This is a genomic window from Brevibacterium linens, assembly GCF_003999335.1.
In the GTDB taxonomy this organism is placed as follows: Bacteria; Actinomycetota; Actinomycetes; order Actinomycetales; family Brevibacteriaceae; genus Brevibacterium; species Brevibacterium linens.
This window is the reverse complement of record NZ_CP026734.1, coordinates 3,772,193-3,797,729: the sequence shown is the minus strand read 5'-3', so window position 1 is coordinate 3,797,729 and position 25,537 is coordinate 3,772,193. Positions and strand designations below refer to the sequence as shown.

The 25,537-nt window shown below is 63.3% G+C and carries 21 protein-coding genes; 9 read left to right on the top strand and 12 right to left on the bottom strand.

Translation table 11 applies throughout. From position 1 onward, the window contains the following. Positions 1-629: 629 nt before the first annotated feature. The 7 genes from CXR29_RS17120 to CXR29_RS17090 form a co-directional block, all read right to left on the bottom strand. A complete protein-coding gene (locus CXR29_RS17120; protein ID WP_025779579.1) occupies positions 630-1,718 on the bottom strand; it encodes an N-acetylmuramoyl-L-alanine amidase in 1,089 nt (362 codons plus the stop codon). A 152-nt stretch (positions 1,719-1,870) separates the two neighbouring features. Beyond that, positions 1,871-2,188: a thioredoxin gene (gene trxA, locus CXR29_RS17115; protein WP_025779581.1), complete on the bottom strand. Its 318-nt coding sequence runs from the start codon at positions 2,186-2,188 to the stop codon at positions 1,871-1,873. A gap of 124 nt (positions 2,189-2,312) precedes the next feature. After that, complete coding sequence (gene trxB / locus CXR29_RS17110) at positions 2,313-3,299, bottom strand: thioredoxin-disulfide reductase (protein ID WP_127365203.1); 987 nt, start codon at positions 3,297-3,299, stop codon at positions 2,313-2,315. A gap of 113 nt (positions 3,300-3,412) precedes the next feature. Then, complete coding sequence (locus CXR29_RS17400) at positions 3,413-5,932, bottom strand: protein kinase family protein (RefSeq protein ID WP_164742863.1); 2,520 nt, start codon at positions 5,930-5,932, stop codon at positions 3,413-3,415. Positions 5,933-5,954: 22 nt separating this feature from the next. Beyond that, on the bottom strand, positions 5,955-7,574 hold the full coding sequence (murJ, locus tag CXR29_RS17100) for a murein biosynthesis integral membrane protein MurJ (protein ID WP_101554847.1): 1,620 nt from the start codon (positions 7,572-7,574) through the stop codon (positions 5,955-5,957). Between the two features lie 3 nt (positions 7,575-7,577). Continuing rightward, positions 7,578-9,872 (bottom strand): DUF6049 family protein, encoded by a 2,295-nt coding sequence (locus CXR29_RS17095; RefSeq protein WP_241241512.1) that lies wholly within the window; start codon positions 9,870-9,872, stop codon positions 7,578-7,580. After that, the gene (locus CXR29_RS17090; protein ID WP_025779589.1) at positions 9,869-10,357 is read right to left on the bottom strand and encodes an NUDIX domain-containing protein; all 489 of its coding nucleotides are present in this window, start codon (positions 10,355-10,357) and stop codon (positions 9,869-9,871) included. Before CXR29_RS17090 ends, CXR29_RS17095 begins: the two co-directional genes overlap by 4 nt. A gap of 147 nt (positions 10,358-10,504) precedes the next feature. Between CXR29_RS17090 and CXR29_RS17085 the strand changes: the two genes are divergently transcribed. The 9 genes from CXR29_RS17085 to rplI all read left to right on the top strand — a co-directional run bounded on the left by CXR29_RS17085 (position 10,505) and on the right by rplI (position 21,442). Next, complete coding sequence (locus tag CXR29_RS17085; RefSeq protein WP_127365202.1) at positions 10,505-11,980, top strand: CCA tRNA nucleotidyltransferase; 1,476 nt, start codon at positions 10,505-10,507, stop codon at positions 11,978-11,980. A gap of 242 nt (positions 11,981-12,222) precedes the next feature. Then, the gene (locus CXR29_RS17795; protein ID WP_101554850.1) at positions 12,223-13,584 is read left to right on the top strand and encodes a choice-of-anchor L domain-containing protein; all 1,362 of its coding nucleotides are present in this window, start codon (positions 12,223-12,225) and stop codon (positions 13,582-13,584) included. Positions 13,585-13,816: 232 nt separating this feature from the next. Then, positions 13,817-15,523, top strand: a complete 1,707-nt coding sequence (locus CXR29_RS17075; protein WP_127365201.1) for an AMP-binding protein — start codon at positions 13,817-13,819, stop codon at positions 15,521-15,523. A gap of 281 nt (positions 15,524-15,804) precedes the next feature. Then, the gene (locus tag CXR29_RS17070; protein ID WP_240812032.1) at positions 15,805-18,168 is read left to right on the top strand and encodes a transglycosylase domain-containing protein; all 2,364 of its coding nucleotides are present in this window, start codon (positions 15,805-15,807) and stop codon (positions 18,166-18,168) included. 12 nt (positions 18,169-18,180) lie between these two features. After that, entirely contained in the window at positions 18,181-19,635 is a 1,455-nt protein-coding gene (locus CXR29_RS17065) for a hypothetical protein (RefSeq protein WP_206516236.1), read from the top strand. A gap of 108 nt (positions 19,636-19,743) precedes the next feature. Then, positions 19,744-20,034, top strand: a complete 291-nt coding sequence (rpsF, locus tag CXR29_RS17060; RefSeq protein WP_025779601.1) for a 30S ribosomal protein S6 — start codon at positions 19,744-19,746, stop codon at positions 20,032-20,034. A 34-nt stretch (positions 20,035-20,068) separates the two neighbouring features. After that, on the top strand, positions 20,069-20,680 hold the full coding sequence (locus CXR29_RS17055; protein WP_127365200.1) for a single-stranded DNA-binding protein: 612 nt from the start codon (positions 20,069-20,071) through the stop codon (positions 20,678-20,680). A 47-nt stretch (positions 20,681-20,727) separates the two neighbouring features. Continuing rightward, on the top strand, positions 20,728-20,967 hold the full coding sequence (gene rpsR / locus CXR29_RS17050) for a 30S ribosomal protein S18 (RefSeq protein ID WP_025779604.1): 240 nt from the start codon (positions 20,728-20,730) through the stop codon (positions 20,965-20,967). Between the two features lie 16 nt (positions 20,968-20,983). Continuing rightward, the gene (gene rplI, locus CXR29_RS17045; RefSeq protein WP_025779605.1) at positions 20,984-21,442 is read left to right on the top strand and encodes a 50S ribosomal protein L9; all 459 of its coding nucleotides are present in this window, start codon (positions 20,984-20,986) and stop codon (positions 21,440-21,442) included. Positions 21,443-21,631: 189 nt separating this feature from the next. Here rplI and CXR29_RS17040 read toward each other — a convergent pair whose 3' ends face one another. From CXR29_RS17040 to CXR29_RS17020, 5 genes are all read right to left on the bottom strand, one after another. Further along, entirely contained in the window at positions 21,632-22,252 is a 621-nt protein-coding gene (locus CXR29_RS17040; RefSeq protein WP_127365199.1) for a DUF488 domain-containing protein, read from the bottom strand. Then, positions 22,249-22,467: a hypervirulence associated TUDOR domain-containing protein gene (locus CXR29_RS17035; protein ID WP_101593929.1), complete on the bottom strand. Its 219-nt coding sequence runs from the start codon at positions 22,465-22,467 to the stop codon at positions 22,249-22,251. The genes CXR29_RS17040 and CXR29_RS17035 overlap by 4 nt, the downstream gene beginning before the upstream one ends. 132 nt (positions 22,468-22,599) lie before the next feature. Then, positions 22,600-23,778: an acetylornithine deacetylase gene (gene argE / locus CXR29_RS17030; RefSeq protein WP_241241511.1), complete on the bottom strand. Its 1,179-nt coding sequence runs from the start codon at positions 23,776-23,778 to the stop codon at positions 22,600-22,602. A gap of 260 nt (positions 23,779-24,038) precedes the next feature. After that, positions 24,039-24,917, bottom strand: a complete 879-nt coding sequence (locus CXR29_RS17025) for a class I SAM-dependent methyltransferase (RefSeq protein WP_127365197.1) — start codon at positions 24,915-24,917, stop codon at positions 24,039-24,041. Between the two features lie 76 nt (positions 24,918-24,993). After that, positions 24,994-25,434 carry a hypothetical protein gene (locus tag CXR29_RS17020; RefSeq protein ID WP_127365196.1) on the bottom strand — a complete coding sequence of 147 codons (441 nt, stop codon included), beginning with the start codon at positions 25,432-25,434 and terminating at the stop codon, positions 24,994-24,996. Positions 25,435-25,537 lie beyond the last annotated feature (103 nt).

The following is a 25,537-nucleotide window of genomic DNA, read 5'->3' as shown; positions in this document are numbered from 1 at the left end:
CACATGGCGAAGCGAATTGCTCGGTATGCAATTCACACTCAGATACGATTCCGTCCGATCGGAGAACTGGAGTCTGCAGCCTGTTGGAGTCGTTTCACGTGAAACACAATGTCACGGGCGGGATAGTGGATGGAGAGGCAACTTCTCGGTCGGGACTCAGAGACAGTTGTCGGTGGGGACTCAGGGACAGGGCGCCGGCGTTTCACGTGAAACCAATAGCCATCGTTACTGAGCACCAGTCGCTTCGAGCTGGGCTGCGCCGCCGACTCGTCTTTGCGTGTCCTGTTCGTGATTGGTCCACCGTTCTCTTTGATGCCAGGATCAATTGGGTTGCGTTCTGTCGCCAGGGCCAATTGCATCTGGTCGACCGTCCTGGCGCTGAGTTGCCGGCTTATGTAAGCGAGGATGAAGCTGAACTCTCTGCAGTCGGTCAAAAATGATGGCTGTTCGGGACCGATTGATGATGGCCGTAAGGTGTTGTCCAATTTGGCACCGATCACCCCAGGCTGTTCGATTGGGCAGCGATCACCCCGGGTTGTCCGATAGGACACCGACCATCCCAGAAGCTTCAATGCGCCGTGCTCCTCTGAAGGAGCACGGCGCAGATGAGTCAGTCGTGGTTGTGCAATTCAGTTGAGAGCTTTGATGGCATCGAGGCTGAGTGTTCCCGTCTGCGGATCCTTGTCCTCGCGGATATAAAGTCGCTGGAGGGCAGCTGCGATTCCATCCGCAATGGCATCGCGGACATGTGGATCTTGCAGGCTCTCAAGGTCGTCGTGATTAGTGAGGTAACCGCTGACGACATGGACCTTCGGAGTCCTCAGTCGTTTGAGCGATGACCAGGTGCGTGCATGGGTCCGGCAGTCCAGCATTCCTGTTCGCGCGACCACCTCGCCTTGGATGAGCTCGGCGAGCTTCTGTCCGGTCGGTGAGTTCAGATCTGACTGGCGTTCGTGTCCGAAGAAGAAAGTAGCGATGCCGTTGGCGTCCTTGGACTTGCTGACATCCGCGGTCACGGTGATCACCGCCGAGGCGTCGAGCGTATCTGCCCGGTTGACCTCGACCGCATCGCCTTCGAGTAGAAGTGCTCCGGCACCCACCGCCTCAAGTCGACCAACAAGTCGGCTTGCTATATCAAGAGTGATCTGACGTTCGAGAGCAGACTGCTCATCGGTCATCGGCAGGTTCTGGAAATCTACAACTGTAGTGGCGGCTTCGATGACAAAGGTGCGTCCGACGAGCGATGTTCCCGAAGCGGCTACGCGCGCTCGCTCTTGGAGCGCAAAGAGATTGCCGGTGTCCTGATTGCGGTCGATCGCATTCAGTCCGCGCAGAGTCTGCGGACCGGTGACCCCATCGACTTTCGTGCCCAGGCTCATCTGGAGTTCTTTGACGGCCGTTTCGGTGAGAGCTGCGTACTGTGCGTCGATGCGACCCGGATAGAAGCCCAATCCCGCGAGCTTGGTCTGGAGGTTGACGACGTCATCGCCCGTCAGCACCCTGACAGGGTCGAATCGGAGCACACGGTCGCCGAGCTGATATCGAGCCTGTTCGAGCTCTGAAAACGTCTCAGGGCCCAATACACCGTCGCAGAGGATCCCACGATCCTGTTGGAACTGTCTGACCCCGAGCTCAAAGGCTCGATCGAAATCCGCGGTTTCGGCATCTCCGACATGGAGGCCGAGCCGGGCCATCTGAGCTTTGATATTCGGCAGCATCTCGGAAATGTCGCCGCGCGTGTAGCGCGGTAAGTTCGTGTTCGTCAATGCGGTGCCAATCTTCGGTGATGCGGTTCGAGGGTCGGTGTCGGGCGGCGCCCGGAAATGCCTAAGGCGCCTGTTGATAGTACAACAGGCGCCTTAGAACTCGATCAGATGAAGTCGGAGAGCTCATCCTCGAGGGCCGGTTTCGGACGTGCGCCGATGATAGTCTTGGCGACCTCGCCGTCCTTGAAGACGTACAGGGCCGGAATCGACGTGATTCCATACGTGCTGGCGGTCTCGAGGTTCTCGTCGGTGTTGACCTTGACGACGTTGAGCTTGTCTGCGTGCTCTTCAGCGATCTGGTCAACGATGGGGCTGACCATACGGCAGGGGCCGCACCAGGGAGCCCAGAAATCGACGAGCACGGGCTTGTCGGACTTCAGTACGTTCTCTTCGAACGTTGCGTCAGTGACTTCTGTCGACATGAGTTACCTTCCTTCACAAAGAATGTCTCTAGCGGAACAGTGGAACTGGGTCTTTCATTCCCCGGTGAATCTGCACGGTGCGGTCATGCCCGGGAGAGCATCGATACGAGCGGTCGATCCGAGATCAGGATGCGACGACTGTTTCCGCTGGTGCAGCTTCGGCCACAGCAGGCTTGGACGCCGCTTCGAGATCACCGAGGTAGTGTTCGGCGTCGAGCGCCGCCGAGCACCCCGAGCCGGCCGCAGTGATCGCCTGCCGGTAGACGGAATCGATGACATCGCCGGCCGCGAAGACACCTTCGACCGACGTCTTCGAGGTGCGCCCATCGACGCTGAGGTATCCGTCGGCGCGCATCTCGAGCTGATCGGCGAACAGACTGGTGCGCGGGTCGGAGCCGATGGCCACGAACATGCCGGTCACGGGCAGCTCGGAGGTCTCCCCTGTGACGGTGTTCCGGATGGTTAGACCGGTGAGTGAGTCCTCACCATGGACTTCGGCGACTTCGGAATCGAGCAGGAACTCGAGCTTCTCATCGGCGTTCGCACGATCCTGCATGGCCTGCGAAGCACGCAGCTCCTGCCGGCGGTGCACCAGAGTGACCTTGGACGCGAAGCGGGTGAGGAAGGTCGCCTCCTCGAGCGCGGAGTCGCCACCGCCGATGACAGCGATGTGCTGATCGCGGAAGAAGAATCCGTCACAGGTGGCGCACCAGCTGACTCCGTGACCGGACAGCTTCTTCTCATTTGGCAGGCCGAGCTCGCGGTACGCCGAACCCGTGGCAAGGATGACGGCCTTCGCCGTGTAGCGCGACCCCAGAGCGGTCTCGATCTCATGAGCGCCCGGATTGAGCTTGAGGGTCTCGACGTCGTCGTAGATGACGTCGGCGCCGAACTTCTCGGCCTGCTCTCGCATGCTCTCCATGAGTTCGGGCCCCTGCACACCGGCGGGGAATCCGGGGAAGTTCTCGACATCGGTGGTGTTCATCAGCTCGCCGCCTGCGGTCACCGATCCCGCGATGACGACCGGCGAGAGGTTCGCGCGGGCCGCGTAGACGGCTGCGGTATAACCGGCCGGCCCCGATCCGATGATCACCAGTTGAGTATCAGTCATGTGAAAAGTTCCCTGCTTCTATCTGCTGTGCTCGGCGCGCTGCGGAGTGGCGCACTCAATGACGTTCGTATCTATAACGGTACGGTGCCGAGGACTATTCCGCACCGGTCGGCTCAGAAGAATCTCACGGAACTGATGGTGGCCCTGAAGCCGCCGTCCGTCTGCGGCAGTTCTGTGATCCAGAGGATGAGCTTGTCGGTCTCGACCTCATCATCGAACTCGACGGTGACAGCCCCATCGGCATCGAAGACGCCTTCGCCGATGACTTCTGCGTTCTCCGGGTCGTCCCCGTCGCGGATCTCGAACTTGCCTCCGGAGTTCGCCGATGCCACCTTCATCTTGCTGATGGTGGTCGTGTCCTCGAAATCGAAGAGCAGGCCGAGACCCGACTTGAGATTGCCGAAGTTCGCCGAGTTGTACCGGTCCGTGTTCCACGACCCCTCGGTCTTGGGAATGACGTTGTCGGTTTCGCTGTCGTGTTCCGATCCATCGCCCTCGGGGTCGAGGGATTCGACGGATTCGATCTTCGGCGGATCAGCCTCCGGAGTCGTCTTCTCTTCCTTCTTCGTCGGCTGCTCGCTCGGAGCCGAAGTTTCGGAGACCGGGGTGGGCTCCTCGTCTCCGGAGTTGTACCCGATGATGACGATGCCGAGCACGATTGCGGCGACGACCGCGAGGCCGAGAACCAACCACAGGAAAGGCTTCCGAGTGGCCGCGGGATCACGCTCGTCGGGATCTGTTCCTCCCGAACCGCCGCTTGCACCGCCGGAAGCAGGACTGCCGCCGGAACCACCGGCGCCGGCACCTCCTGCCGTCGAAGCAGCAGCGGCTGCGGAGCTCGCGCCCGCTGAACTCGACGACTTCGCTGCACCGCTGCCTGCACCGGCAACGCCTGCTGCTGCCGCAGCTCCGACTGCCCCGGCGGCCTTGTTCCGGTTCTTCGCAGACGCAGCCTGTGCTGCATCGGTGGAATCGCTGTGCTGCTGGCGGGGTTTCCCGGCCTTCCGCTCGGCCGGGCGGACCGACGAGGAGGCCCCGGCCGCCTCGGCGCTGGGCTCACCGACGGAGTGCTGATCGTCCGCTGCACTGCGATCATCCACGGAATCCGGGGACAGTCGACGCATCTCCTTCGGTGGGGCGGCAGCATCGGCGTCCTGCGCTCGTGTGCCCGAACTCGCTTCGAAGGCAGCGAGGCGCCTGCGCGCCTCGTCCTCCTTGGCCTTCGCGATCCGACGTTCGCGTTCATACTCACGTCGCTGATGCTCGCGCTGCTGTTCGTTGGTTTCGAACATACCGCCGAGGAACCAGGACCCGTCGTCCTCATCCTCGTCGTCCATGATCACGCGCGTATCGTTCTCATCACCCTCGTCGTCGTTGTCGGGGATGATCTCGAGTGCCTGAGTATCGGGATCCGAATCGTCGTCGCGACTCATGATCGGGGTCGTGACGTTCTCGTCGTATTCGTGCTCTGCGTATTCCGAATACTGCGAATACGTCTGCTCCGGCTGCCATTCCTCCCAGTCCTGGGCGGCACTGTCGAGCTGTTCCTTGGCGATGGGGAAACTCGAGGCTTCGCGCATCTGCATCCGGTCGGCATACCGGCCCGTGGTGCGTCCGACCACACCGGCAGCCAGTCCCCGAGTGCCCGGTCGGGTCATGCCGATACGCACGAGCGCGGCCTGCACCTGATCTTCGCTCGCGCTGGCCGAACCGTCAGGACCGGGCCCGATGGACTTCGATCGTGGTGCGGGCAGGCTGGTGGCTTCGTCGAAGCTGCGCGGCGACTGCTCGAACAGGTGCTCGTTCTCCGCCGCGGGAGCACGATTGACGTAGCGCAGCAGTTGGGCATCCCAGGAGTCGATGTAGCCGAGGACCTCGGCGACCGAACCCGGGCCGGGATCCGCACCCGTGATGATTCCGCTGACGAAATCATCGAGTTTGTCAGGGACGTCGGGGTTGAGCGCCTGCGCCCGGGCGATCCGGGCATTCTCCTTCTCCGCAGGAGGAATGCCGTCGAATGGCTCCTCACCTGGCCAGAACCCGGTCAGAGCCGCATAGAAGAGCTGAACGAGAGCGAGGGCGTCCCGCCGTGATGCCTTCGTCGGCGTGTAGTCCTTCTGCTCGACGAGCCCGGTGTCCAGCGCCAGTGCCGCATCGATGCCGATGCCCGCGATGACCACCGCACCCTTCGAGGTCAGACCGACCACGCTCGGGCGCAGGAACATGTGGAACAGGCCTCGCCTGGCCGAGGTCACGAGGGCCGTGCCGACTTCCCCGATGAGCGCGCACGCGGCATCGACGGGCAGCGGCGAACGCGGCAGGATCTGGTTGAACGGCGTCACCGCGATGCGTTTGATGACGATGTAGTCCAGCCCGTTGGAATGACCGACGTCGAGCGTCGGTGCGATGCGCGGGTCACCGAGGATCGATACGCGACGGGCGGCTTCGAGAACGTCGTTGGAGCCATCGGCATCGGCGACGAGGATGAGCACGGGCTCGTCGAGGATCGCATCGAGACCTGTGCAGACGGCGCCGACCTCGGGTTTCTCGGGAAGCCACCGACGGTCGACGGTCGATACGACATAACGGCCGGCCACCACCATGCCGGGTTCGATATCGATCAGGGCGACCACCTCCGGTGGGGGTTGACGGGGCTCAGGCTGTTTTTCTTAGTTTTCCAGCAACCACGCCAATTATCGAATGCAACTCTCTGACTCTGAGCAAATAACAAGCTCCGATGAAGAACAGGAGCATCACGGTGCCGACGACGGCCGTGGTGATGAACGCCTGCCAGCGTCCTGCCAAGGCGAAGTCCGGGAAGAAGTAGAGCAGACCGAAACCTGCCCCACCGGCAATGATCGCGGCGAGGAGGAACTTGAGATGCGACGTGAGGATCTCACGCAGATCGATGGCGCCGAGGCGCTTCTTCAGGACCGCGAACGAGATGATCATGGCCATGAGGTATCCGAGGCTCATGACGAGCCCGATGATCGCCACCGTCACCGACTTCGGGAAGATCGTGGCCGAGAGCACCGCCAGGGACTGGAAGATGATCTGCGGCAGCTGGATGAGGAACGGAGTCTTCGCGTCCTCGTAGGCATAGAAGACCCTCTGCGCGAGATAATTTGCGCTGAAGGGAATGAGCCCGAAGACCATCGTGATGATGACCAGACCGATGGCTGTGGCCTGTTCCCGACCCTCACCGGCGATGATCATCGCGACCGGGGTGGCGAGGACGATGAAGGCCACTGCGGCGAAGGAATTGACGAACCCGACCATCCGCACACCCATGGAGAAGTCGTTGACGACGGCTTCGGTGTCATCGTTCGCCGCGTCCTTGGCCAAGGAGGTGAACAGAGCCGTGGCCAGAGAGACCGCAATGAGCGAATGCGGGAGCATGAACACGAGGTAGGCGGTCGTATATGCGGCGTTCGAGGCGTTTCCGTCGCCGGGGATCGACGCCCCCGAGGCGACGCGGGAGACGACGAGGAAGCCGATCTGGCCGATGAGCATGGCCGAGAACGTCCAGAACGCGACCTTCCCCGCCGAGCCGAGACCGACCCCGCGGAACCCGAATGTCGGCTTGTACTTGAATCCGATCCGCTTGAGTGGCCAGATGAGGATGAGAGCCTGGGCCGCGACGCCGAGAGTGGCCGTGCCTGCGATGAGCGCGATCTTGTCCGGGGTCCATGTGTCGAGATCGTGCGGTGAGGCGTTGTTCGTGCCGAAGATGAGGATGAAGGCGGCAAGACCGGCGATCGCCACGACGTTGTTGAGCACGGGCGCCCACATGTAGGGGCCGAACGACGACTTCGCATTGAGCACCTGGCCCAGCAGCGTGTAGAGACCGTAGAAGAACAGCTGCGGCAGGCACCAGAAGGCGAAGGCGGTGGCCAGGGCCAGCTGTTCGTGGCTCCACCCCGATGAGTAGAGCCAGACGAGCAGCGGTGCCGCAGCGGTGGCGATGATGCTCACGCCCGCCAGCAGCAGGAACGACAGGGTCAGCAGCCGGTTCGTGAAGTCGGCGCCGCCGTCGTCCCGTTTGGAGGCACGCACGATCTGCGGGACGAGCACGGCGTTGACGACACCGCCGGCCAGCAGCATGTACAGCGTGTTCGGCACCTTGTTCGCGATATCGAAGGCATCGGCCTGGACTGCGGTGACACCGATCGCGGTGGCCAGCATCGAGGCCTTGACGAATCCGAGCACACGCGAGGTCATGGTGCCGGCGGTCATGATCGCCGAGGACCGGGCCAGGGATGAGAAGCTGGACACGCTCTACCTCTTTTCGTTCTCGTCGGTCGTGGCGCGGGCCATCGCGTCGGCCAGCTGCTGTTCGGGGATCTTCGGTCGCCCGCGCGAAATGGTCTTGATCAAGCCGATCACGAACACGACGGCCAGGCCCAACCCGATCACAGCGGTGCCGATGTTCTCCCAATCGGCGCGCACCCGAACCATGAGTGATTCCTGCTCGGGCAGGACCACCTCGTCGGCGGTGACCATCTCGATCGTCGTCGGCACATCGGCGTTGGCGAGGCCTTCGACGGGCACATCCACACGCATCGTCTCCGCGGCGGGCACCTTCACGGTCTCCGTCTCCTGCGCCCGCAGCTGCGGAGTCTTCGGCTTCATCCTGATCCGCAGGGTCGCCTCGGCGGGGGAATCATTGACGATCGTCACCGGAATCGTCGTCTTATCACCGGTGACGAGGAGGACGGACGATCCCTTGCGCAGACGGAGGCTGTCCATGAGCTTCTCGCTCTGCTCACGGGCCTGACCGGCGCAGATGTTCGCATTCCGGCCCAGGGTCCACGCCGCCGAGGTGCAGGTGAGAAGCTCGCGGTCGAGTCGGATATCGGCGCTGTCACGGTCGCTGAAGACGCTGTTGAAGTCCTCTTGATTCGCCCGGGTCTCGGCCAGTGATGTCACGGCCTTCTTCCGGATGTGCGGAGCGTCGGAATCCGACCGCAGCAGTCCGCGTTCCTCGGTGTCGGAGTCGAGGATCTCATCGACCCCGGTGGGGGCGATCCACGGTGCCGAGCTCAGTTCCTCGACGGTCTGCTCCCAATTCGCCGAGGCGGCCGCGCGTGGGAGCGGAACGAACAGGCTCCGGGAACGGTAGGGGGCCTCGGATTGGATGACCGCGGACTCGGCGACGAGTTCGGACAGAAGCCCGGCGGGGTTGTCCTCGGCGATGACCTCGGCGCTCATGTCCGTGAGCTTCGAATCGGAGATGAGGGTGTCGATCGTCGACTCCCCGTCATCGGTGATCGTCGTCTGCGAATGCGCATCATCGTGGATGCCGGTGATCGAGGGCTGCTGAGCATCGCTGATGATCGCGGTGGAATTGCCCGACTTCTTCAGCGCTCGCAGCCCGTTCTTCGTCGCGCTTCCTGCTACTGGCCAAGCGATGTCCGTGCGGGCATCGGGGAAGACGTCTGTGACGATCGTGCGCTGTTTCTGAGCGAAGGTGCTCAGTCGGTCGATCTTCGTCCCGCGCAGCGCACTGAGGTCGGGATCGCCATAGGGCAGAGCGACGACCGTGTGCTTCTGTGCCAAGTCCACGAAGTCCTGGTACCAGGAGTCGAGACGCTTGCGCTGGTCTTCTGCGGCTTCGAGCTCGGCGTCGCTGGAATCGGCGTCGTCGTTCTCGGGCGCCCCGATCGGCGGCGACTGGGTCTCTTCACCGTCGCCCGTGTCGGGGCCCTCGGTCTCGACCGGTGAGTCGGCGGACGGAGATTCGGCAATCGCGGCTTCGAAGGAGACGATGACCCGCGGATCGATCGCCAGAGCGAGCTCTTCGTGTTCCAGCAGCTTCGCGATCATGTCGAGCGAGCCGCCTTCGGCGATGGCGGCATCGAGCCTGTCGGCGGGGATGAGTCCGCCTTCGGAGTGGCCGGGCAGGGTGACGGGAGCGAGCAGGCTGATCTTCGTCTGATCGAACTGCGGCTCCGGGTACCACGTGGTGAAGCCGAGGGCAGAGGCTCGCAGTCCGGTGTCGTCGCCGAGCTGGACCGCCAGCCCCCGTGGCCCCCACGTGCTCACGGGTGAGGACGTGCTCAGATCGAGGTCGTCGGCGGGCACACGGAACGTGAAGTCTGCGGTGGCGCCGGGATCGATGGTGTCGTCGAACGAGGTGTCGAGGGTGCTTCCCGAAGAGTCATCGGTGTCGTTGTCCTTCTGCGCCTTCTTCCTCACCTCGGGGCCATCATGTTCGAGATCGGCGACGGTGCGGTGCCGTGCCTGACCCTGCTTCCAGGAACTCAAGTCGGATTCGGAATCGAGCTTGCGGGTCGACATCTGCAGACTCAGGCTCGGCTTCTCGACTGCCTTCGTCGTCGTGTTCGAGATCTTTCCCCGCACGGTCAGCGTGCCATTGCCATCGACCCAAGGAGTCACCTCGTCGAGGGTGATCGAAACCTCGTCCTTGTTCCCATCGGCATTCGCCTCGGTGCTGGCAGCGGCCGGAGCGGCTGTGATCAGCGAGTACGCGAAAACCGGCCCTGCGAGCAGCAGGAGCGTGCTCAGCAGGGCGGTGAGGAATCGCAGTCGGCGGATGGGAATGGGTTTCACTGCTCCAGTCGGGACACCATCGGTCGGGCGGCGGCGACGATTCGGCGCTCATTGGCGAAGGAGAGTCGTGAACGCAGGTCATTGAAGGGCACCCACGCCGCATCGATCGCTTCTTGGTCAGGATCATTATCCACGGTCAGAGTCCCCGACTGTGCGCGCAGCAGGAAATGGTGGACGAGTTTGTGGATCCGGATTCCGGTCACGGTGAACCAGTAGTCGACGGTTCCCAGCGGGCAGATGATCTGCCCGGCGATCCCGGTCTCCTCTTCGACCTCACGGCGGGCCGCCTCGGCGGGGGTCTCCGTTCCCTCGAGATGTCCCTTGGGCAGGCACCATTCGATCCGTCCGGCGCGATTGATTCGGGCGATGACGGCCACGGTCAGCAACGGGTGAGAGAAGTCGACAACGATGCCACCGGCGGAGATCTCCTCCACTGTGGTGCGGCGGGACGTGCGGGGTCCCGGCTTGGGCATCGGTGTGGTCATTCTCCTACCTTAGTAGGCGAAGCTTGGAAGTTTCGTGTCATCTGCTCCCGGTAGTCTTATGGAGACCGGAACTCGCGCCTGGAGCCTGGATACGGGAGGTGAGTTCCCCTGGGCAAGAGCAGAAATCTGAAGAACCGAAGGAGCTCGGTGGATCCGCAGACCGCGCACAACCGACTGCACGACAAGCTCGACGAACTCGAGCACATCCTCGGCCCGCTGGGTCAGAGGTTCTCCTCAGCCGGTTTCGAACTCGCCCTCGTCGGCGGTTCCGTCCGCGACGCGCTGCTCGGCCGGCCCATGCCCGACCTCGACTTCACCACCGACGCGCATCCCGATGACATCCTGGCCCTGATCGCCGACTGGGTCGACACGCACTGGGACATCGGGCGCGAATTCGGCACCATCGGGGCCGTGAAGTCGGGGGTGCAGATCGAGATCACGACCTACCGTGCCGAAGCCTACGAAGAGGATTCGCGCAAACCGGTGGTCGCCTTCGGCACTGACCTCGACGCCGACCTTGTCCGCCGCGACTTCACGATCGGGGCGATGGCGATCCGTCTGCCCTCGAAGACCTTCGTCGACCCGCATCAGGGATTCGACGACCTCATCGCCGGTCGCATCCGCACTCCGGGGGCAGCCGCGGACTCGTTCTCCGATGATCCGCTGCGGATGATGCGCGCGGCTCGGTTCACCTCCCAGCTCGGGCTCGATCCTGTGGCTGAGGTGGAAGAGGCGATGACGGCGATGGCCGATCGGATCGAGATCATCTCCGCCGAACGCGTCCAGGTCGAACTCGTCAAGCTCATCACCGGCATCGACCCGGTGGCCGGAATCGACCTGCTGGTGCGCACCGGCATCGCCGATCATGTGCTCCCCGAGGTGTCCGGACTGCAGCTCGAGACCGACGAGCATCATCGGCACAAGGACGTCTACCAGCATTCGCTGACCGTGCTGCGTCAGGCCGTCGAACTCGAGGGCCGGTATGCCGCGGCCCAAGAGGAGGCCGGAATGGCCGACGACGATCCGCAGCGCCTGCGGGTGCCGGACTTCGTCGTTCGCTTCGCGGCGCTCATGCACGATGTCGGCAAACCCGCCACTCGGCGCTTCCAGCCCGGTGGTGCTGTGACCTTCTACCATCACGATGCGGTGGGTGCGAAGCTCACGGCCAAGCGGATGAAGGCGCTGCGCTTCGACAAGGACACGACGAAGGCGGTCGGTCGCCTCGTCGAACTGCATCTGCGCTTCTACGGCTACGGCGACGCCGGGTGGTCCGATTCGGCGGTGCGCCGCTATGTCACGGATGCCGGGCGGCTGCTCTCGCGGCTGCACATCCTCACCCGCGCGGACGTGACCACCCGCAACAAACGCAAAGCCGACAGGCTGGCGTTCGCCTATGACGATCTGGAAGAGCGCATCGAAGCCCTGGCGAAACAGGAGGAGCTCGATGCGATCCGTCCGGATCTCGACGGCAAGCAGATCATGGCGATCCTCGACATCGAACCATCGCCGCTGGTGGGCAAGGCGTACAAACACCTGCTCGAGCTGCGGATGGAGCACGGACCGCTCGGTCCCGAACGCGCCGAGGCGGAACTGCGGGAATGGTGGGAAGCCCACGGACAGTGATGGGCCCTCGCTGGGCCGTTGGCCTCAGATGAGCGGTGCCGTTGGCCTCAGATGAGGGTCAACCGGGGTGGAGAGCCGTTCCTGAATTGTTACTGAAAGTATTTCCGTAGTAATCTGTATTCGGCGGTAATCTGCCGATGACAATGGGCATTGTCGCTGTAGTAATTGAGAACTTCCCTTTTGCAATGACCAGTTGACTGGGGGGACCTCTGTCTCCCCGCTGATCGTTTTGGAGAGAGTACATGGACGTACCATTCAGACGCGGACGCGTCGCCATCACCGCGGGGGCAGCCGCTCTGGCTCTCGTCGGTATGAGTGCCTCTTTCGCCCAGGCCGCTCCTGCCGACCTGCGCGAACAGTCGGCTCAGCAGCAGGTCGGCAGCCAGGCCTCCCCGGGCCAGAGCGCCGCCGATCTCACAGGCGGCCTCACCGCTGAAGGGCTCGTCGAACAGATCGTCGGCTCCGGAGTCGACGTTTCGAACGTGACCTACACCGGTGCCGATACTGCTGCCGGCACGGTCTCAGGTGTCACCGACCTCGGCATCGAATCGGGTGTGGCGCTGTCGTCGGGAGCCGTGAGCGGGGAGTACTCCTCACTGCTGGGCCCGAATTCCGATGATTCGATGTCGACCATCTCAGGCACCGCCGGAGATGCCGATCTCGATGCGATCGTCTCACCCAATTCGACGAACGACGCGGCGGTGCTCGAATTCGACTTCGTGCCCGAGACCGATCAGATCGCCTTCACCTATGTGTTCGGCTCCGAGGAGTACAACGAATACGTCGACAGCTCGTTCAACGATGTCTTCGGCTTCTTCGTCAACGGTGAGAACTGCGCCGTGACCGATTCAGGTGACCCGGTCACGGTCAACACCATCAACAACGAATCCAACGCTGGCCTCTACAATGACAATTCCCAGGAGGCCGACACCCCGTTCGACACCGAGTTCGACGGATTCACCGATCCGCTCGTCTGCGCAGCTGCGGTCACGGCCGGTGAAGCCAACCACATCAAGCTCGCCATCGCCGATACCTCCGACGAGATCCTTGACTCCGCTGTCGTGATCGAACAGGGCACGTTCAAGGCGAACACTGCTCCGGTGGCCGAGGACAGCGACTTCACGACGACGCTCGACACTCCCGTGGAAACGCCGCTGGATGCCAGTGACGTCGACGGCGACGCCCTGAGCTACACCGTCGTCGATGAACCTGCGAACGGCACGCTCACCGGCACCGGGGCCGATCTCACCTTCACCCCCGACTCGGGCTTCCTCGGCGAGACGAGTTTCACCTTCCGGGCCAATGATGGAGCCGCCGATTCGAACCTGGCCACGGTCACGGTCACGGTCGCCGAGGAGCCCACCGAGGCTCCGACGGATGAACCCACCGACGAACCCACCGAAGCTCCGAGCGATGAACCCAGCGATGAGCCGACCGAGACTCCGAGTGACGAGCCCAGCGATGAGCCCACGGACGAACCGACTCCCGGCGGTGAGCTCCCGCGCACCGGTGTGGACGCCGCGGTGACGATGGGAGCGGCCGGCCTGCTGCTGCTCCTCGGCGGTGCTGCAGTGTTCCTCACCCGCAGGAACCGTCGGAGCTGACCGAGTGACCTCGGCAGCGAACTGAGCGACCTCCATTACGGTCACTGACAAGGGCATCGGCCCCGGACGAATCCGGGAGCCGATGCCCTTGTCATCTGTGTGCGGCCGAAGAAATCCCACCCCGGCGGAAGTCGGATCAGACCGACTGGTAGATTCGACACCACAGACGAATGTGCCAGACATCACATGACGACACAGTCGGTGGCGTGGCCGATGACGTGAGGAGATCACAATGACAGTGACCGACGAGTTCAGGGCAGCCCGAGATCAGCTGATCGAGCTCCGCAGCGACTACGATGCCGCCCGCGAACAGTTCGAATGGCCGCGTCTCACGCACTTCAACTTCGCGCTCGACTGGTTCGACAAGATCGCCGTGAACAACGACAAGCCCGCCCTGTGGATCGTCGAGCAGGACGGAACCGAGGGCAAGTGGAGCTTCGCAGAACTGTCCGCCCGGTCGAACCAGGTGGCGAATCATCTCCGCCGGGCCGGGGTCAAGCGCGGCGACCACGTCATGGTCATGCTGAACAACCAGGTCGAGCTGTGGGAGACGATGCTCGCCGGCATCAAGCTCGGTGCCGTGCTCATGCCCGCCACGACACAGCTGGGCCCCATCGACCTCACCGACCGGGCCGAGCGCGGTCGGGCCGAGTTCGTCGTCGCCGGCGCCGAGGATGCCGCGAAGTTCGATGACGTCGATGTCGAAGTCGTCCGCATCGTCGTCGGCGGGGAGCCCACCCGCCAGCAGGACTACAGCTATGCCGACGCCGATGACGAGAGCACCGAATTCGACCCCCAGGGCAGCTCGCGCGCCGATGACCTGATGCTCCTCTACTTCACCTCGGGCACCACCTCGAAGGCGAAGATGGTCGCCCACACGCATGTCTCCTACCCGGTGGGTCACCTCTCGACGATGTACTGGATGGGCCTGACGCCCGGCGACGTCCACCTCAACGTCGCCTCGCCCGGGTGGGCCAAGCACGCCTGGTCGAACATCTTCACCCCGTGGATCGCCGAGGCCTGCGTCTTCCTGTACAACTACTCGCGCTTCGACGCCAACGCTCTCATGGAGACGATGGACCGCGTGGGAGTGACGAGCTTCTGCGCCCCGCCGACCGTGTGGCGCATGCTCATCCAGGCCGACCTGGGCCATTTGAAGAATCCCCCGTCGAAGGCCCTCGGTGCCGGCGAACCCCTCAACCCCGAGATCATCGATCGCGTCCACAGCGAGTGGGGCGTGCTCATCCGCGACGGGTTCGGCCAGACCGAGTCGACGCTGCAGATCGGCAACTCTCCCGATCAGGAGCTCAAATACGGTTCGATGGGCAAGGTGCTGCCCGGTTTCGATGTCGTGCTCATCGACCCGGCGACCGGTGAGGAAGGCGACGAGGGTGAGATCTGCCTGCGCCTCGATCCTCGGCCCATCGGTCTGACCACCGGGTACTGGAGCAATCCGGAGAAGACCGCCGAGGCCTTCGAAGGCGGTGTCTACCACACCGGCGACGTGGCTTCCCGCGATGAGGACGGCTACATCACGTATGTCGGTCGCGCCGACGATGTGTTCAAGGCCAGCGACTACCGACTCTCCCCCTTCGAGCTCGAAAGCGTGCTCATCGAACACGAGGCCGTCGCCGAGGCGGCTGTTGTGCCCTCGCCGGATCCGGTGCGACTGGCTGTGCCCAAGGCGTATGTCGTCGTGTCGAGCAAGTTCGCTACCGATGCCGATACTGCACGGTCGATCCTCGCCTACTGCCGTGAGCACCTGGCACCGTACAAGCGCATCCGACGCCTAGAGTTCGCCGAGCTGCCGAAGACGATCTCCGGCAAGATCCGTCGCGTCGAGCTGCGGGCCCGCGAAGACCAGCTGCATCCGTTCAGCGGCAAACCCGTCGTCGAGGGCAACGAGTACGCCGATACGGACTTCGACCTCAAGGGCTGAGGGCGAGGCTGCGCTCGTTCAAGCCGGTGGACTGTTGAATGTGAGCAAACACGCATCCGTCATAGTTGATTCTCAAGTCGTGAATTAAAATTCCTGGTGAGATGCCGAATGCAGGGTTAGTCGGAGAACTATTCGGTAACCCGGCAAGTCTGCAGGGCCTCAGGCTCAGCACTTTTTCAACCTCTACTAATGAATGCGTGCGAGACTGATTGGCGTCTTTGACCTTTTTCGGACCTCGTCGCCACGCATTGCGGCAGGCTGACTGACCTGGAGGACCTTGGGTGGCTAAGGGACAACACACAGCCAAGAACATCGGCAGGAATACGAAGAATCTGCTCAACTACCCCAGAGCGGGTGTGAGCGGATGGACTCGCTTCCTGCCGAGCATTCGCATACTCGTCGTCGGCGGGCTCAGCCTCGTCATCGCCCTGTGCGTGGCATTCGCCGTCGGGTATGCCGCAACGGACATCCCCGAGCCCAACCTCGAGGCCACCGGTCAGACCTCGACGATCTACTACAGCGACGGCAAGACGCCGATCGGCCAGTACAAGGTCGAGGACCGCAAGTCCGTGGACATCGACGAGATCTCCGAACCGATGCAGAAGGCCGCGATCGCCGCCGAGGACACCTCGTTCTACGAGAACCGCGGCATCTCGATCAAGGGTCTCTCCCGCGCCGTCGTCGGTGTGGTCACGAACCAGTACGCGGGTGGCGGTTCGACGATCACCCAGCAGTACGTGAAGAACTTCTATCTCACGAACGAGCACTCGCTTGATCGCAAGATCAAGGAGATGTTCATCTCGCTCAAGATCGACCAGCAGCAGTCGAAGGACGAGATCCTCGCGAACTACCTCAACACGATCTATCTCGGCCGTCGTTCCTACGGTGTCGAAGTGGCAGCGCAGAACTACTTCGACAAGCCGGCCTCGGAACTCAACGTCAGCGAATCCGCTCTGCTGGCCGCGATGATCCAGCGTCCCGGTGCCGCCGATCCCTCGGAGAACCCCGAGGCTTACGAGGACCGCTTCGACTACGTGGTCAAGTCGATGGTCGACGAGGGCTTCATCACCGAGGAGCAGGCCGCCAAGGTCGAGATGCCGAAGGTGCAGAAGCAGAACAAGGAGTCTTCGCTGTCGGGCCAGAAGGGCTACATGTGGGACTTCGTCCGCCGTGAGGCGCTGTCGAAGCTCGACATCGATGAGGCTCAGCTCGACCGCGGTGGCTACAACATCGTCACCACCTTCGACAAAGACCGGATGAAGGCGGCCGAGCAGGCCATCAAGACCCTCCCGCAGGATCAGCCCGAAGGCATGCAGGCCGGGCTTGTCTCGATCGATCCGGACAACGGCGGAATCGAAGCCTTCTACGGGGGCAAGAACTACCTGGACCAGGCGTTCAATGCCTCGACGCAGAGCCACGTCCAGCCCGGATCGACCTTCAAGCCCTTCGCACTCGTCGCCGGGCTGGAGAACGGAGTGCGGCTGACCGATACATATCCGGGATCGAGTCCCACGACTCTGGACAACAACGGTTCGCCATGGAACGTGCATAACTTCGCCAACACCAGTTACGGGCCGGTCAACCTGCTCAAGGCCACACAGTCGTCGATCAACACGGCCTATGCCGCGCTCGATCTGCAGGTCGGCAATGACAAGGTCATCGACGTGGCGACGCGAGCAGGTGTGAGTCAGAACTGCACGGACGAGCAGAAGAATTCCGGGAACACTGGTCAGTGTTCATTGGGACTTGATGAGGCTCACCCCTCTATCGTGCTCGGAACGGCCAGTGTCAAACCTTTGGACATGGCCAACGCCTACGCGACCTTCGCCTCCAACGGTGTGCATCACGAATCTCATTCGATCAAGAAGATCACTCAGGGTTCAGATGACGAGGAGGTGTACAAAGCCGAGAACAAGGGCAAGCGCGTCTTCGACAAGGCAGTTGCCGCAGAGACCTCATACGCTCTGCAGCAGGTCGTCAACGGCGGTTCAGGCAGCTATGCGCAGAACCTCGGTCGTCCTGCGGCGGGAAAGACGGGAACCACTGACAACAACAAGGCGGCCTGGTTCTCCGGCTACACGCCGAACCTCGCGACCTCGGTAGTCCTCTACCGTGAGGTCGATGGCAAATCTGTTGCCATCGGGCCCTACGGCGGCCGCGGCGAAGTCACGGGTGGTTCGTTCCCCGTGCAGGTCTGGACGAACTACATGCAGAGTGCTCTTCAGGGCGAGGAGGTCGAGCAGTTCCCGGCCCGCGGTGAGCTGCCTGACAAGCCCAAGCCGACGAACACGAACGAGCCGGTCGCTCCGAAGCCCGAACCGAAGGCACCGTCGGGCAGCAACGACGGCAGCGATGGTGAGGACGAGTCTCCGAAGACCAAGGCTCCGATCGAGGAGCCGACCAAGGAACCGGACGACGAAGCCGACAAGGGCAAGGAAGAGGACGCCGAGGCCGACACCGACGGCACCGAGTCTGAAGCCGACGCTGATGACAGCGGCTCCGGAGACGACGAAACTCCCGGTGTTTCGGGAAGCTCGAACCCCGATGATGACAACAGCACTGACAACGACAATGAAGACTCGAAAGACGAGGACACTCCTAACGTCCCCGTCAAGCCAACGAAGTCGCCTGGTGACAACGGCTAGTAATCTCGAGTCATGCCCTCGAAGTCCAGCACCCGGATCGCCGAGCCTCTGCTCGGCGGTCCGGTCGGCATTCACCTCGGTGCTGCCGGTCGCCGGTTCGCCAGTGCGCAGGCCACCGCGCTGGCTGCGGTCCTCGGCGTCACCACCTTCCTCGCACTGGCTCTGCAGGGCCCGTGTCTGAGTTCGGGATACGAACAGCCGTCCGCCTCGGCGAGGATGTGCGCAGGACCCCTGTCCACGGCGTTCCTCGGTGACACCAACCCCGAGGTGCTCGGCCGGTCACACGGCGGAGCGGCGGCCCTGGCCCCACTGGAAGCCCGCCTGGTCGACCTGTTCCACCTATTCACCGACGACGTCTCCCTGTTCATGGTCGGCGTGCTCCTGCTCAACACCGCAGGCATCGCGGCACTCGGCGCCGGACTCCTCGTCCTCGCCCGCTTCCGCGGGTGCCTGGTCGCGCTCTTCGCCTCCCCGCTCATCCTCTTCACGCTCGGCTCGACTCTCGACCCGCTCGCCCTGGCCCTGGCGGTGTGGGCTGTGGTCCTCTTCGTCGGAACGCCTCCGCTGCGCCCGCGCGGGTGGTTGGCCGGTGTGCTGCTGGGCATCGCGACGTTCATCAATCCGCTCGCCCTCCTCGTCCTCCTGGCGCTGACCCTGGCCGGACCGAATCCGGCCCGGGGACTCAAATCCCGCAATCCGCGGATGATGCTCGCCGCGGCCACGATCACCTCGGCGCTGCTGCTCGTTGTCGACCTGACCGCGATCGACCGGATCATCCATTGGTACTCCGATGCCGTCGACGGCGGATCCTTCGCCTCGATCCTGGTCATGGCCGAACTCGGCGACGGCTCCGTCTGGGCACCGCTGTGGATCATCGTCAGCGCCGGAGTGGTCCTCGCCGTCACCGTCTCCCTCTACATGGTCCGCCGCACCGGCCTCGATCCGGCCGTAGCCGCATGCCTGCTCATCGGCGGCTGCCTGCTGCTGGCACCGGGCCTCATGCCCTGGGACAGCCTGTGGCTGCTGCCCTTCATCGCCCTGTCGGTCCGCCGCTGGTGGGTGCTCATCGTCTGGACCCTGGCCGAGGCGGTCTTCGCCATCGCCATCCAACTCGGTGATGTGTCCGGGTTCGAAGCCGACGAGGGGCTCGACTCCACTTTCGTCGCCCTGTTCACCCTGCTGCGGCTGCTGGCCCTCGTCCTCGTCGTGATCATGGCCGGTGAGAACCTCTACCGCCGTGGTATCCGCGGTGTCACGGTCACTGCAGCGCCGCCCCGGCGAGGCGACGACGGCGCAGTCGACGACGGCGCTGTCGACGATTGGGGACAGCTCCCTCGGCGATGGGACGAACCCGGGAACTCGGCCACGGATGGTTCCAATGTGGGGTACCCGGATGATCAGGCCGTGGGACGTAAGGAAGAGCACGGATTCGGACATGACAGCCAGCGCACCGGTCGATTAGACTAGTGAGGTCTGTTCCCATTTCGTGACCATCACGTATTCGGGACGGACATGCATATACCCTCCTGCCATGGACCGACCATGGCCGCAAAGACCAGAGGAGGTGGGTGACATATGCGTAAGTACGAGCTCATGCTCATTCTTGATAACGACCTCGAAGAGCGGACGCTGGCTGACACCGTGAACAACCTGATCAAGGTTGTCCCGGCTGAGAACGGCACCGTCGACAACGTGGACATCTGGGGACGTCGTCGCTTCGCGTACGAGATCCAGAAGAAGTCCGAAGGCTACTACGTCGTGGTTGATTTCCACGCCGAGCCTGCAACGACCAAGGAACTCGATCGTCAGCTCGGACTCAACGAGTCCGTTCTGCGCACGAAGATCCTCCGCCCGGACGCCAAGTAAGGCATCTTAAGCTACCTCGCTTCAAGGAGATTCAATGGCAGGCGAAACAGTCATCACGGTCGTCGGGAACCTCACCAGCGATCCCGAGCTGCGCTTCACACCGAATGGTGCGGCAGTTGCAAACTTCACCGTGGCCTCGACGCCGCGCATCTTCGACCGTCAGGCCAACGAGTTCAAGGACGGGGAGACCCTGTTCCTGCGCTGCTCGGTATGGCGTGAAATGGGAGAGAACGTCGCCGAATCTCTGCAGCGCGGTACACGGGTCGTCGTTCAGGGCCGACTGAAGTCCCGGTCCTTCGAAACCAAGGAAGGCGAGAAGCGCACAGTCATGGAGCTGGACGTCGACGAAGTCGGCCCCAGCCTGCGACGCGCCACCGCTCAGGTGACGAAGAACAACCCCAGCGGCGGAGGAAACTTCGGCGGTGGCGGCTTCGGCGGAGGCCAGGGCGGAGGCGGCCAGCAGGGCGGCTTCGGCAACCAGCAGTCCTCCGGTTGGGGCAACAACCCTCAGCAGGGTGGACAGCGCCAGGGCGGTTACAGCCAGGGCGGCAACAACGCACCCGCCAATGACCCGTGGGCATCATCGAACCCGCAGAGCGGCAACGGCGGCTGGGGCAACCCCGGCGCCGATGAACCACCGTTCTGACCCACGTCGTCACGACATTTCGAGACATTCGTTAACAGGAGATACTCATGGCAAAGCCAGAGATCCGGAAGCCTATCAAGAAGAAGGCTAATCCGCTCAAGAAGGGCGAAGCGGCGAACATCCACTACAAGGACACCGCTACGCTCCGTAAGTTCATTTCCGACCGCGGCAAGATCCGTGCACGTCGCGTCACCGGTGTGACCGTGCAGGAACAGCGCGTCATCGCAAAGGCCGTCAAGAACGCCCGCGAGATGGCACTTCTGCCCTACTCGAGCTCAGCTCGCTGATCGGAGGGAGACAGACATGCCTAACCGCAAAGTGATTCTGAACCAGGAAGTCGACGGCCTCGGTGCCGCCGGCGACGTCGTCGAGGTTCGTGCCGGATACGCACGCAACCTGCTTCTGCCTCGTGGCTGGGCTTCGGCCTGGTCCGCCGGCGCTGAGAAGCACATCGAGTCTCTGCGCAAGGCCCGCCAGGCCAAGCAGATCGCCGATCACGACGAAGCCATCAAGGTCAAGGGCGAACTCGAGTCGACCACGGCTCGCATCGACATGAAGGCCGGCAAGAACGGTCGCCTCTTCGGCGCCGTCACCCCTGCCCTCGTGGCCGAGGCCCTGCAGACCGCGACCGGACGCGACTTCGATCGCCGTCAGGTCGCCCTGACCGGTCACGTCAAGACCCCCGGCAGCTACAACGCTGTTGTGCGCGTCGGCGACGAGATCACCGCGAAGATCAAGTTCGAGGTCATCGGCAAGGCCTGATCCACGCCTTGTCCGGATGATTCGGACGTGGTGGTGAGTCGGTCGTAGGTTCTGCCCCGATCTTTCGAGATCGTCGACCGTCAGCACCACACCACCGCCGAGGCGGCACCTGAGTTCAGGTGCCGCCTCGGTGTTTTTCGACCGGTTGGGTGTTTCAGGAGGAGGTGCGGACTCGGGCCGCGGACAGGGTCAGCTGTCAGCGGGATAGGTGAGGGTGCCGTCCGCCTCGATCCGGGCACCCTCGCTCAGCTTCGCCCGATCGATGTGACCTTCGCCGAGGATGTGGGCGACGGGGAGATCCCGGGCGAGCAGCTGATCGGCGATGATCCTCCGGTGACACCGCCACCACACGGCCTCCGAGCACATGATCGCGCAGCGCGCCTCCGTACTCCAGCCGATGAGAGTTTCGAGGTCGGTGCGGAATGCCGATGAGAGGCAGTGGTCGGCATAGTTGTGGAAGCTGCGGTTCTGCCACCATGCGTTGACGGTGAAGGGCACCCTCCGGCTGACCGGTCGGCGACCGGTCAGCCCCTCGAGGCGTCGCAATTCGATCCCCACTTCGGCGAGGTCGCTCTCAAGGGTGTCGGCGTTGAACCAGGGGTTCTTCGTCGAACCAGGCAGCTTGCGGACGTCGACGACCACCTCGGTGCCGGTGGCCGTGAGGAGATCGATGAACTCGTTCAGTTCACGATTCGAATGCCCGACCGTAAGCAGGTGCGGCAGGTTGTTCGTGTCTTCCGATTCAGTCTCGGTCCGGGCCTGCGGAGCGGTCTCCGTCTTCCGCGTCGACGAAGTGATCCGTCCCGTCATTCGTCGTCAACGAGGTGGAGGGCGCTGCCTTTGTGAGCGGCGATGTGATCGGTCTTGTCGCTCTTGATCTCGTACTGCGGTTCATCGGCCGAGGCGCGGCGGTTGTGGCCCTTGTAGTCGAAGTCTGAGGTGTGGACTTTGGTGATCGTCCCAGAGACCTCTCCGGCCTCTGAGTTCCACGCCACGTGATCGCCGACGGAGAATTCGGATCCCATGGTGCCTCCCTGCTGCTGAGGATCGCTGTCGACTCCATCCAAGCACGAACCGCCGTGGAGGGGAACCCGGTGCAGATCAGGGAGGCCTCTTGCCCCGAACAGTTCGGACGCACGGAGTCGCTGGAGACTGTCCTAGGAGCGGTTGGTGAGATCGGCGATGAGGGCGTCGATGAACGATTCGCAGGCTGCGATCTGGTCGAGCTCGATGAACTCGTCGGGAGCGTGAGCCTGAGCGATGTCTCCGGGACCGCAGACGACGGTTGGGATGCCGGCCTCGGAGAACAGACCCGCCTCGGTGCCGTAGGTGACCTTGTCATCGGTGGCGATTCCGCCCCAGTTCGCGGTGAGCGAGACGATGTCCGCATCGGCCGGGGTCTCACAGCCGGGAGCTTCGGCTTCGATCGTGAAGTCGACTCCGGCGGTCTCGTTCTCCGCGGCCATGGCTCGACCGAGGCGTTCGGCCTCGGCGCGGAAGCGGCCGATGAGGGCCTCACGGTCGACGGACCCGAGCGAACGGAATTCGAACTGGACGGTCGCCTTGGCGGGGATCGTGTTCACAGCGATGCCGCCGGTGAACGTGTTCGCCGTGACCGAGGTGAAGGGCACGACGTAGGCCTCATCGAACGGTCCCTCGGTGCGGAATTCGGCAGCGACTGCGTGGACGAAGGCGACGAATTCGGAGGCGTAGGCGATGGCGTTGACGCCTTCGGGGGTGAGCGAGGAGTGGGCGGCGACGCCGTGGAATTCGACGCGGAAGACGTTCATCGACTTATGGCCGCGGATGACGCGCATGCTCGAGGGTTCGCCGACGATGCAGCCGCGGGGTGCCAGTCCTTCTTCGGTGATGGCTTCGACGAGGGAGATGGCGCCGACGCAGCCGATCTCCTCGTCATAGGAGAAGGCGAGGTGGAGGGGTTCGCGGAGTTTCGCGGACTTGAGCGCTTCGAGGCGGGAGAGGATGACGCCGATGAAGGACTTCATGTCGGCGCTGCCGCGGGCGAAGTACTTTCCGTCGCGGATCTCCGGAGCGAACGGGTCCGAGGACCAGTCCTGGCCGTCGACGGGGACGACGTCGGTGTGACCGGAGAGGACGATGCCGCCTGTCGTGGTGCCGTCGGCTGCGGGGATGGTCGCGAGCAGGTTCGCCTTCGTGCCCTCCGGGTTCGGGATCCGGCGTGATTCGATGCCAGCGGCCTGGAGACGGGCTTCGACGTGGTCGATGAGCGGAAGGTTCGTGTCCCGGCTCGTCGTGTCGAACGTGATGAGATTCGTGATCTCGGTGATGGTGGCCTCGGCGGGTGTCGCTTGCACGACTGCTCCTGACTCTCGGATGCGGGTGGTCTCGGTTCGGTCAGACCGCGGCGTCTGCGGGAGGGCCGCGGTGGTCCCAGCGGGGACGTCGGACATCTCCGCGGAGTGGCGGTCCCAGCGGGGACGTGGTCCCCGTGCAGGACAGCGGTGACCATACGCCTTCACTCTACGGGTCGGACTCGTGCCGCGTGGGACCGGCCCAGTAAGTGGGCACTGCTCAGCTTTGAGCGCGCAGCTTTTGAACTATGAGCGTCCCATATTCAGGCCCCAGCGAGGACGAGAAGTGCCTCGTTCCGCGCAGCGAGCCCGTCGTCGGGGATTTCGGCGGCCATCTCTTCGCGCATGACCGCTCTCTTCACTGGATCCATCGTCAGCTGAGCCGAGTAGGTGAAGACCATCGACAGCCAGTCGTGCCTCGAATAATGGAGGTCTTCGACGAAAGTGGTCTCATTCGGGGCGAAACCGGCATCCCGCAGCTGCGTGAGAGCCGGATGTTCGACGGCTTCGACTGCCGGCACGGACTCAGTCGTACCGCTGCCCGCCGTCGCCTCTTGGTTCGCTTCGATGCCCCGGCTCGCTCTCGAACCGAGACTCGCGGTCCTGCCGTCGGCATGGAAGCGTGCGACAACGGCATTGAGTCGGGTCTTCAGCTCGCCCTGCGGTCTGATGTCATTCCAGGCCAGAGCCAGACTTCCTCCTGGACGGAGCAGGGTGCGGATCTTCGGCAGCGCCACCGCCGGGTCGACCCAGTGGAAGGACTGTCCGAAGCTGACGAGATCGAAGGTCCGGCCCTGCGGGTCCCAGTCCTCGAACGTCGAGACGTCCACATCGAGGCCTTTGGACCGAGCGACCGCAGCCATCTCTTCATCCGGTTCGACGGCGAGGATCTCGGCGCCTGCTGACCGGACCTGGGACGCGAGAATGCCGGTGCCGGAACCGACGTCGAGGATGCGCGGGGCGCTTGCGGTTCGATCGCCGGTGGACGGCGGTGAGGCATCCGTTTGGGAGTCGGCGCTCGCCCTGGCCGCTTGCATAATCGCTGTGATGAGCGCGGCAGGGTACTTCGGTCGGAATTCATCGTAGTCCCGGGCGACCTCGCCGAAGGATTCTGCACGTTCACGATTCTCGAAGTACTCCATCCACGAAGCCTAACGTTCCACGCTCGGGCAGGGCCGCCTCGGCGAGGGAATGGAAATCCATCCGCACCGGAGCAGATCAGAATGAGATCGTCTCCGGTTCGGGGAAATCCGTGAAACTCTGACCCTCGTCGATCGGCGCCAGCTCGAGATAGCTGGGTGAATCGTCGTCAATGATGAGCAGCAGCATCGCCCCTGGTGAACCGGCTGTGAGGACGACACGCTCCGAGTAGTCCCCGTCTCCGCCCTGATCATCGCGACGCTCATCGTCGAGGCGATTCTGAGGGCGCATTCCGATGCTTGGACAGGTTCCACAGTCGCAACGGCTGGTGACCATCACCTCGCCGAGGCGGCATTCCCAGATCTGACGCTGTTCGTTCGAGATGGGCTCGGGTGGATTCCAACCCTGCCGCTGCTCAGGAGTGAAGGCGGCAAAGTCTGCTTCGTCGGGAGACGGCGTCGCCGAGCGGATCATGCGCAGTGCGACGCTGTGTTCCCGGGCGTTCAGCGGGCGGATCATGGTCGAATCCTAGCTCGAGTACCTGGTCGAACGCTTCATCCCTCATGAGTCGTGGCATCTCCACCCGGTGCACCGGTGCGTGATGCGAGTGAGGGGGTGGATT

What these genes read in the sequence shown, in the direction of transcription:
- CXR29_RS17090 (WP_025779589.1), bottom strand. Translation starts at nt 10,357, where the DNA reads ATGACCACACCGATGCCCAAGCCGGGACCCCGCACGTCCCGCCGCACC.
- CXR29_RS17075 (WP_127365201.1), top strand. Translation starts at nt 13,817, where the DNA reads ATGACAGTGACCGACGAGTTCAGGGCAGCCCGAGATCAGCTGATCGAG.
- CXR29_RS17055 (WP_127365200.1), top strand. Translation starts at nt 20,069, where the DNA reads ATGGCAGGCGAAACAGTCATCACGGTCGTCGGGAACCTCACCAGCGAT.
- rpsF (WP_025779601.1), top strand. Translation starts at nt 19,744, where the DNA reads ATGCGTAAGTACGAGCTCATGCTCATTCTTGATAACGACCTCGAAGAG.
- CXR29_RS17120 (WP_025779579.1), bottom strand. Translation starts at nt 1,718, where the DNA reads ATGCTGCCGAATATCAAAGCTCAGATGGCCCGGCTCGGCCTCCATGTC.
- rpsR (WP_025779604.1), top strand. Translation starts at nt 20,728, where the DNA reads ATGGCAAAGCCAGAGATCCGGAAGCCTATCAAGAAGAAGGCTAATCCG.
- CXR29_RS17035 (WP_101593929.1), bottom strand. Translation starts at nt 22,467, where the DNA reads ATGGGATCCGAATTCTCCGTCGGCGATCACGTGGCGTGGAACTCAGAG.
- CXR29_RS17065 (WP_206516236.1), top strand. Translation starts at nt 18,181, where the DNA reads ATGCCCTCGAAGTCCAGCACCCGGATCGCCGAGCCTCTGCTCGGCGGT.
- CXR29_RS17025 (WP_127365197.1), bottom strand. Translation starts at nt 24,917, where the DNA reads ATGGAGTACTTCGAGAATCGTGAACGTGCAGAATCCTTCGGCGAGGTC.
- CXR29_RS17795 (WP_101554850.1), top strand. Translation starts at nt 12,223, where the DNA reads ATGGACGTACCATTCAGACGCGGACGCGTCGCCATCACCGCGGGGGCA.
- trxA (WP_025779581.1), bottom strand. Translation starts at nt 2,188, where the DNA reads ATGTCGACAGAAGTCACTGACGCAACGTTCGAAGAGAACGTACTGAAG.
- trxB (WP_127365203.1), bottom strand. Translation starts at nt 3,299, where the DNA reads ATGACTGATACTCAACTGGTGATCATCGGATCGGGGCCGGCCGGTTAT.
- CXR29_RS17020 (WP_127365196.1), bottom strand. Translation starts at nt 25,434, where the DNA reads ATGATCCGCCCGCTGAACGCCCGGGAACACAGCGTCGCACTGCGCATG.
- CXR29_RS17040 (WP_127365199.1), bottom strand. Translation starts at nt 22,252, where the DNA reads ATGACGGGACGGATCACTTCGTCGACGCGGAAGACGGAGACCGCTCCG.
- rplI (WP_025779605.1), top strand. Translation starts at nt 20,984, where the DNA reads ATGCCTAACCGCAAAGTGATTCTGAACCAGGAAGTCGACGGCCTCGGT.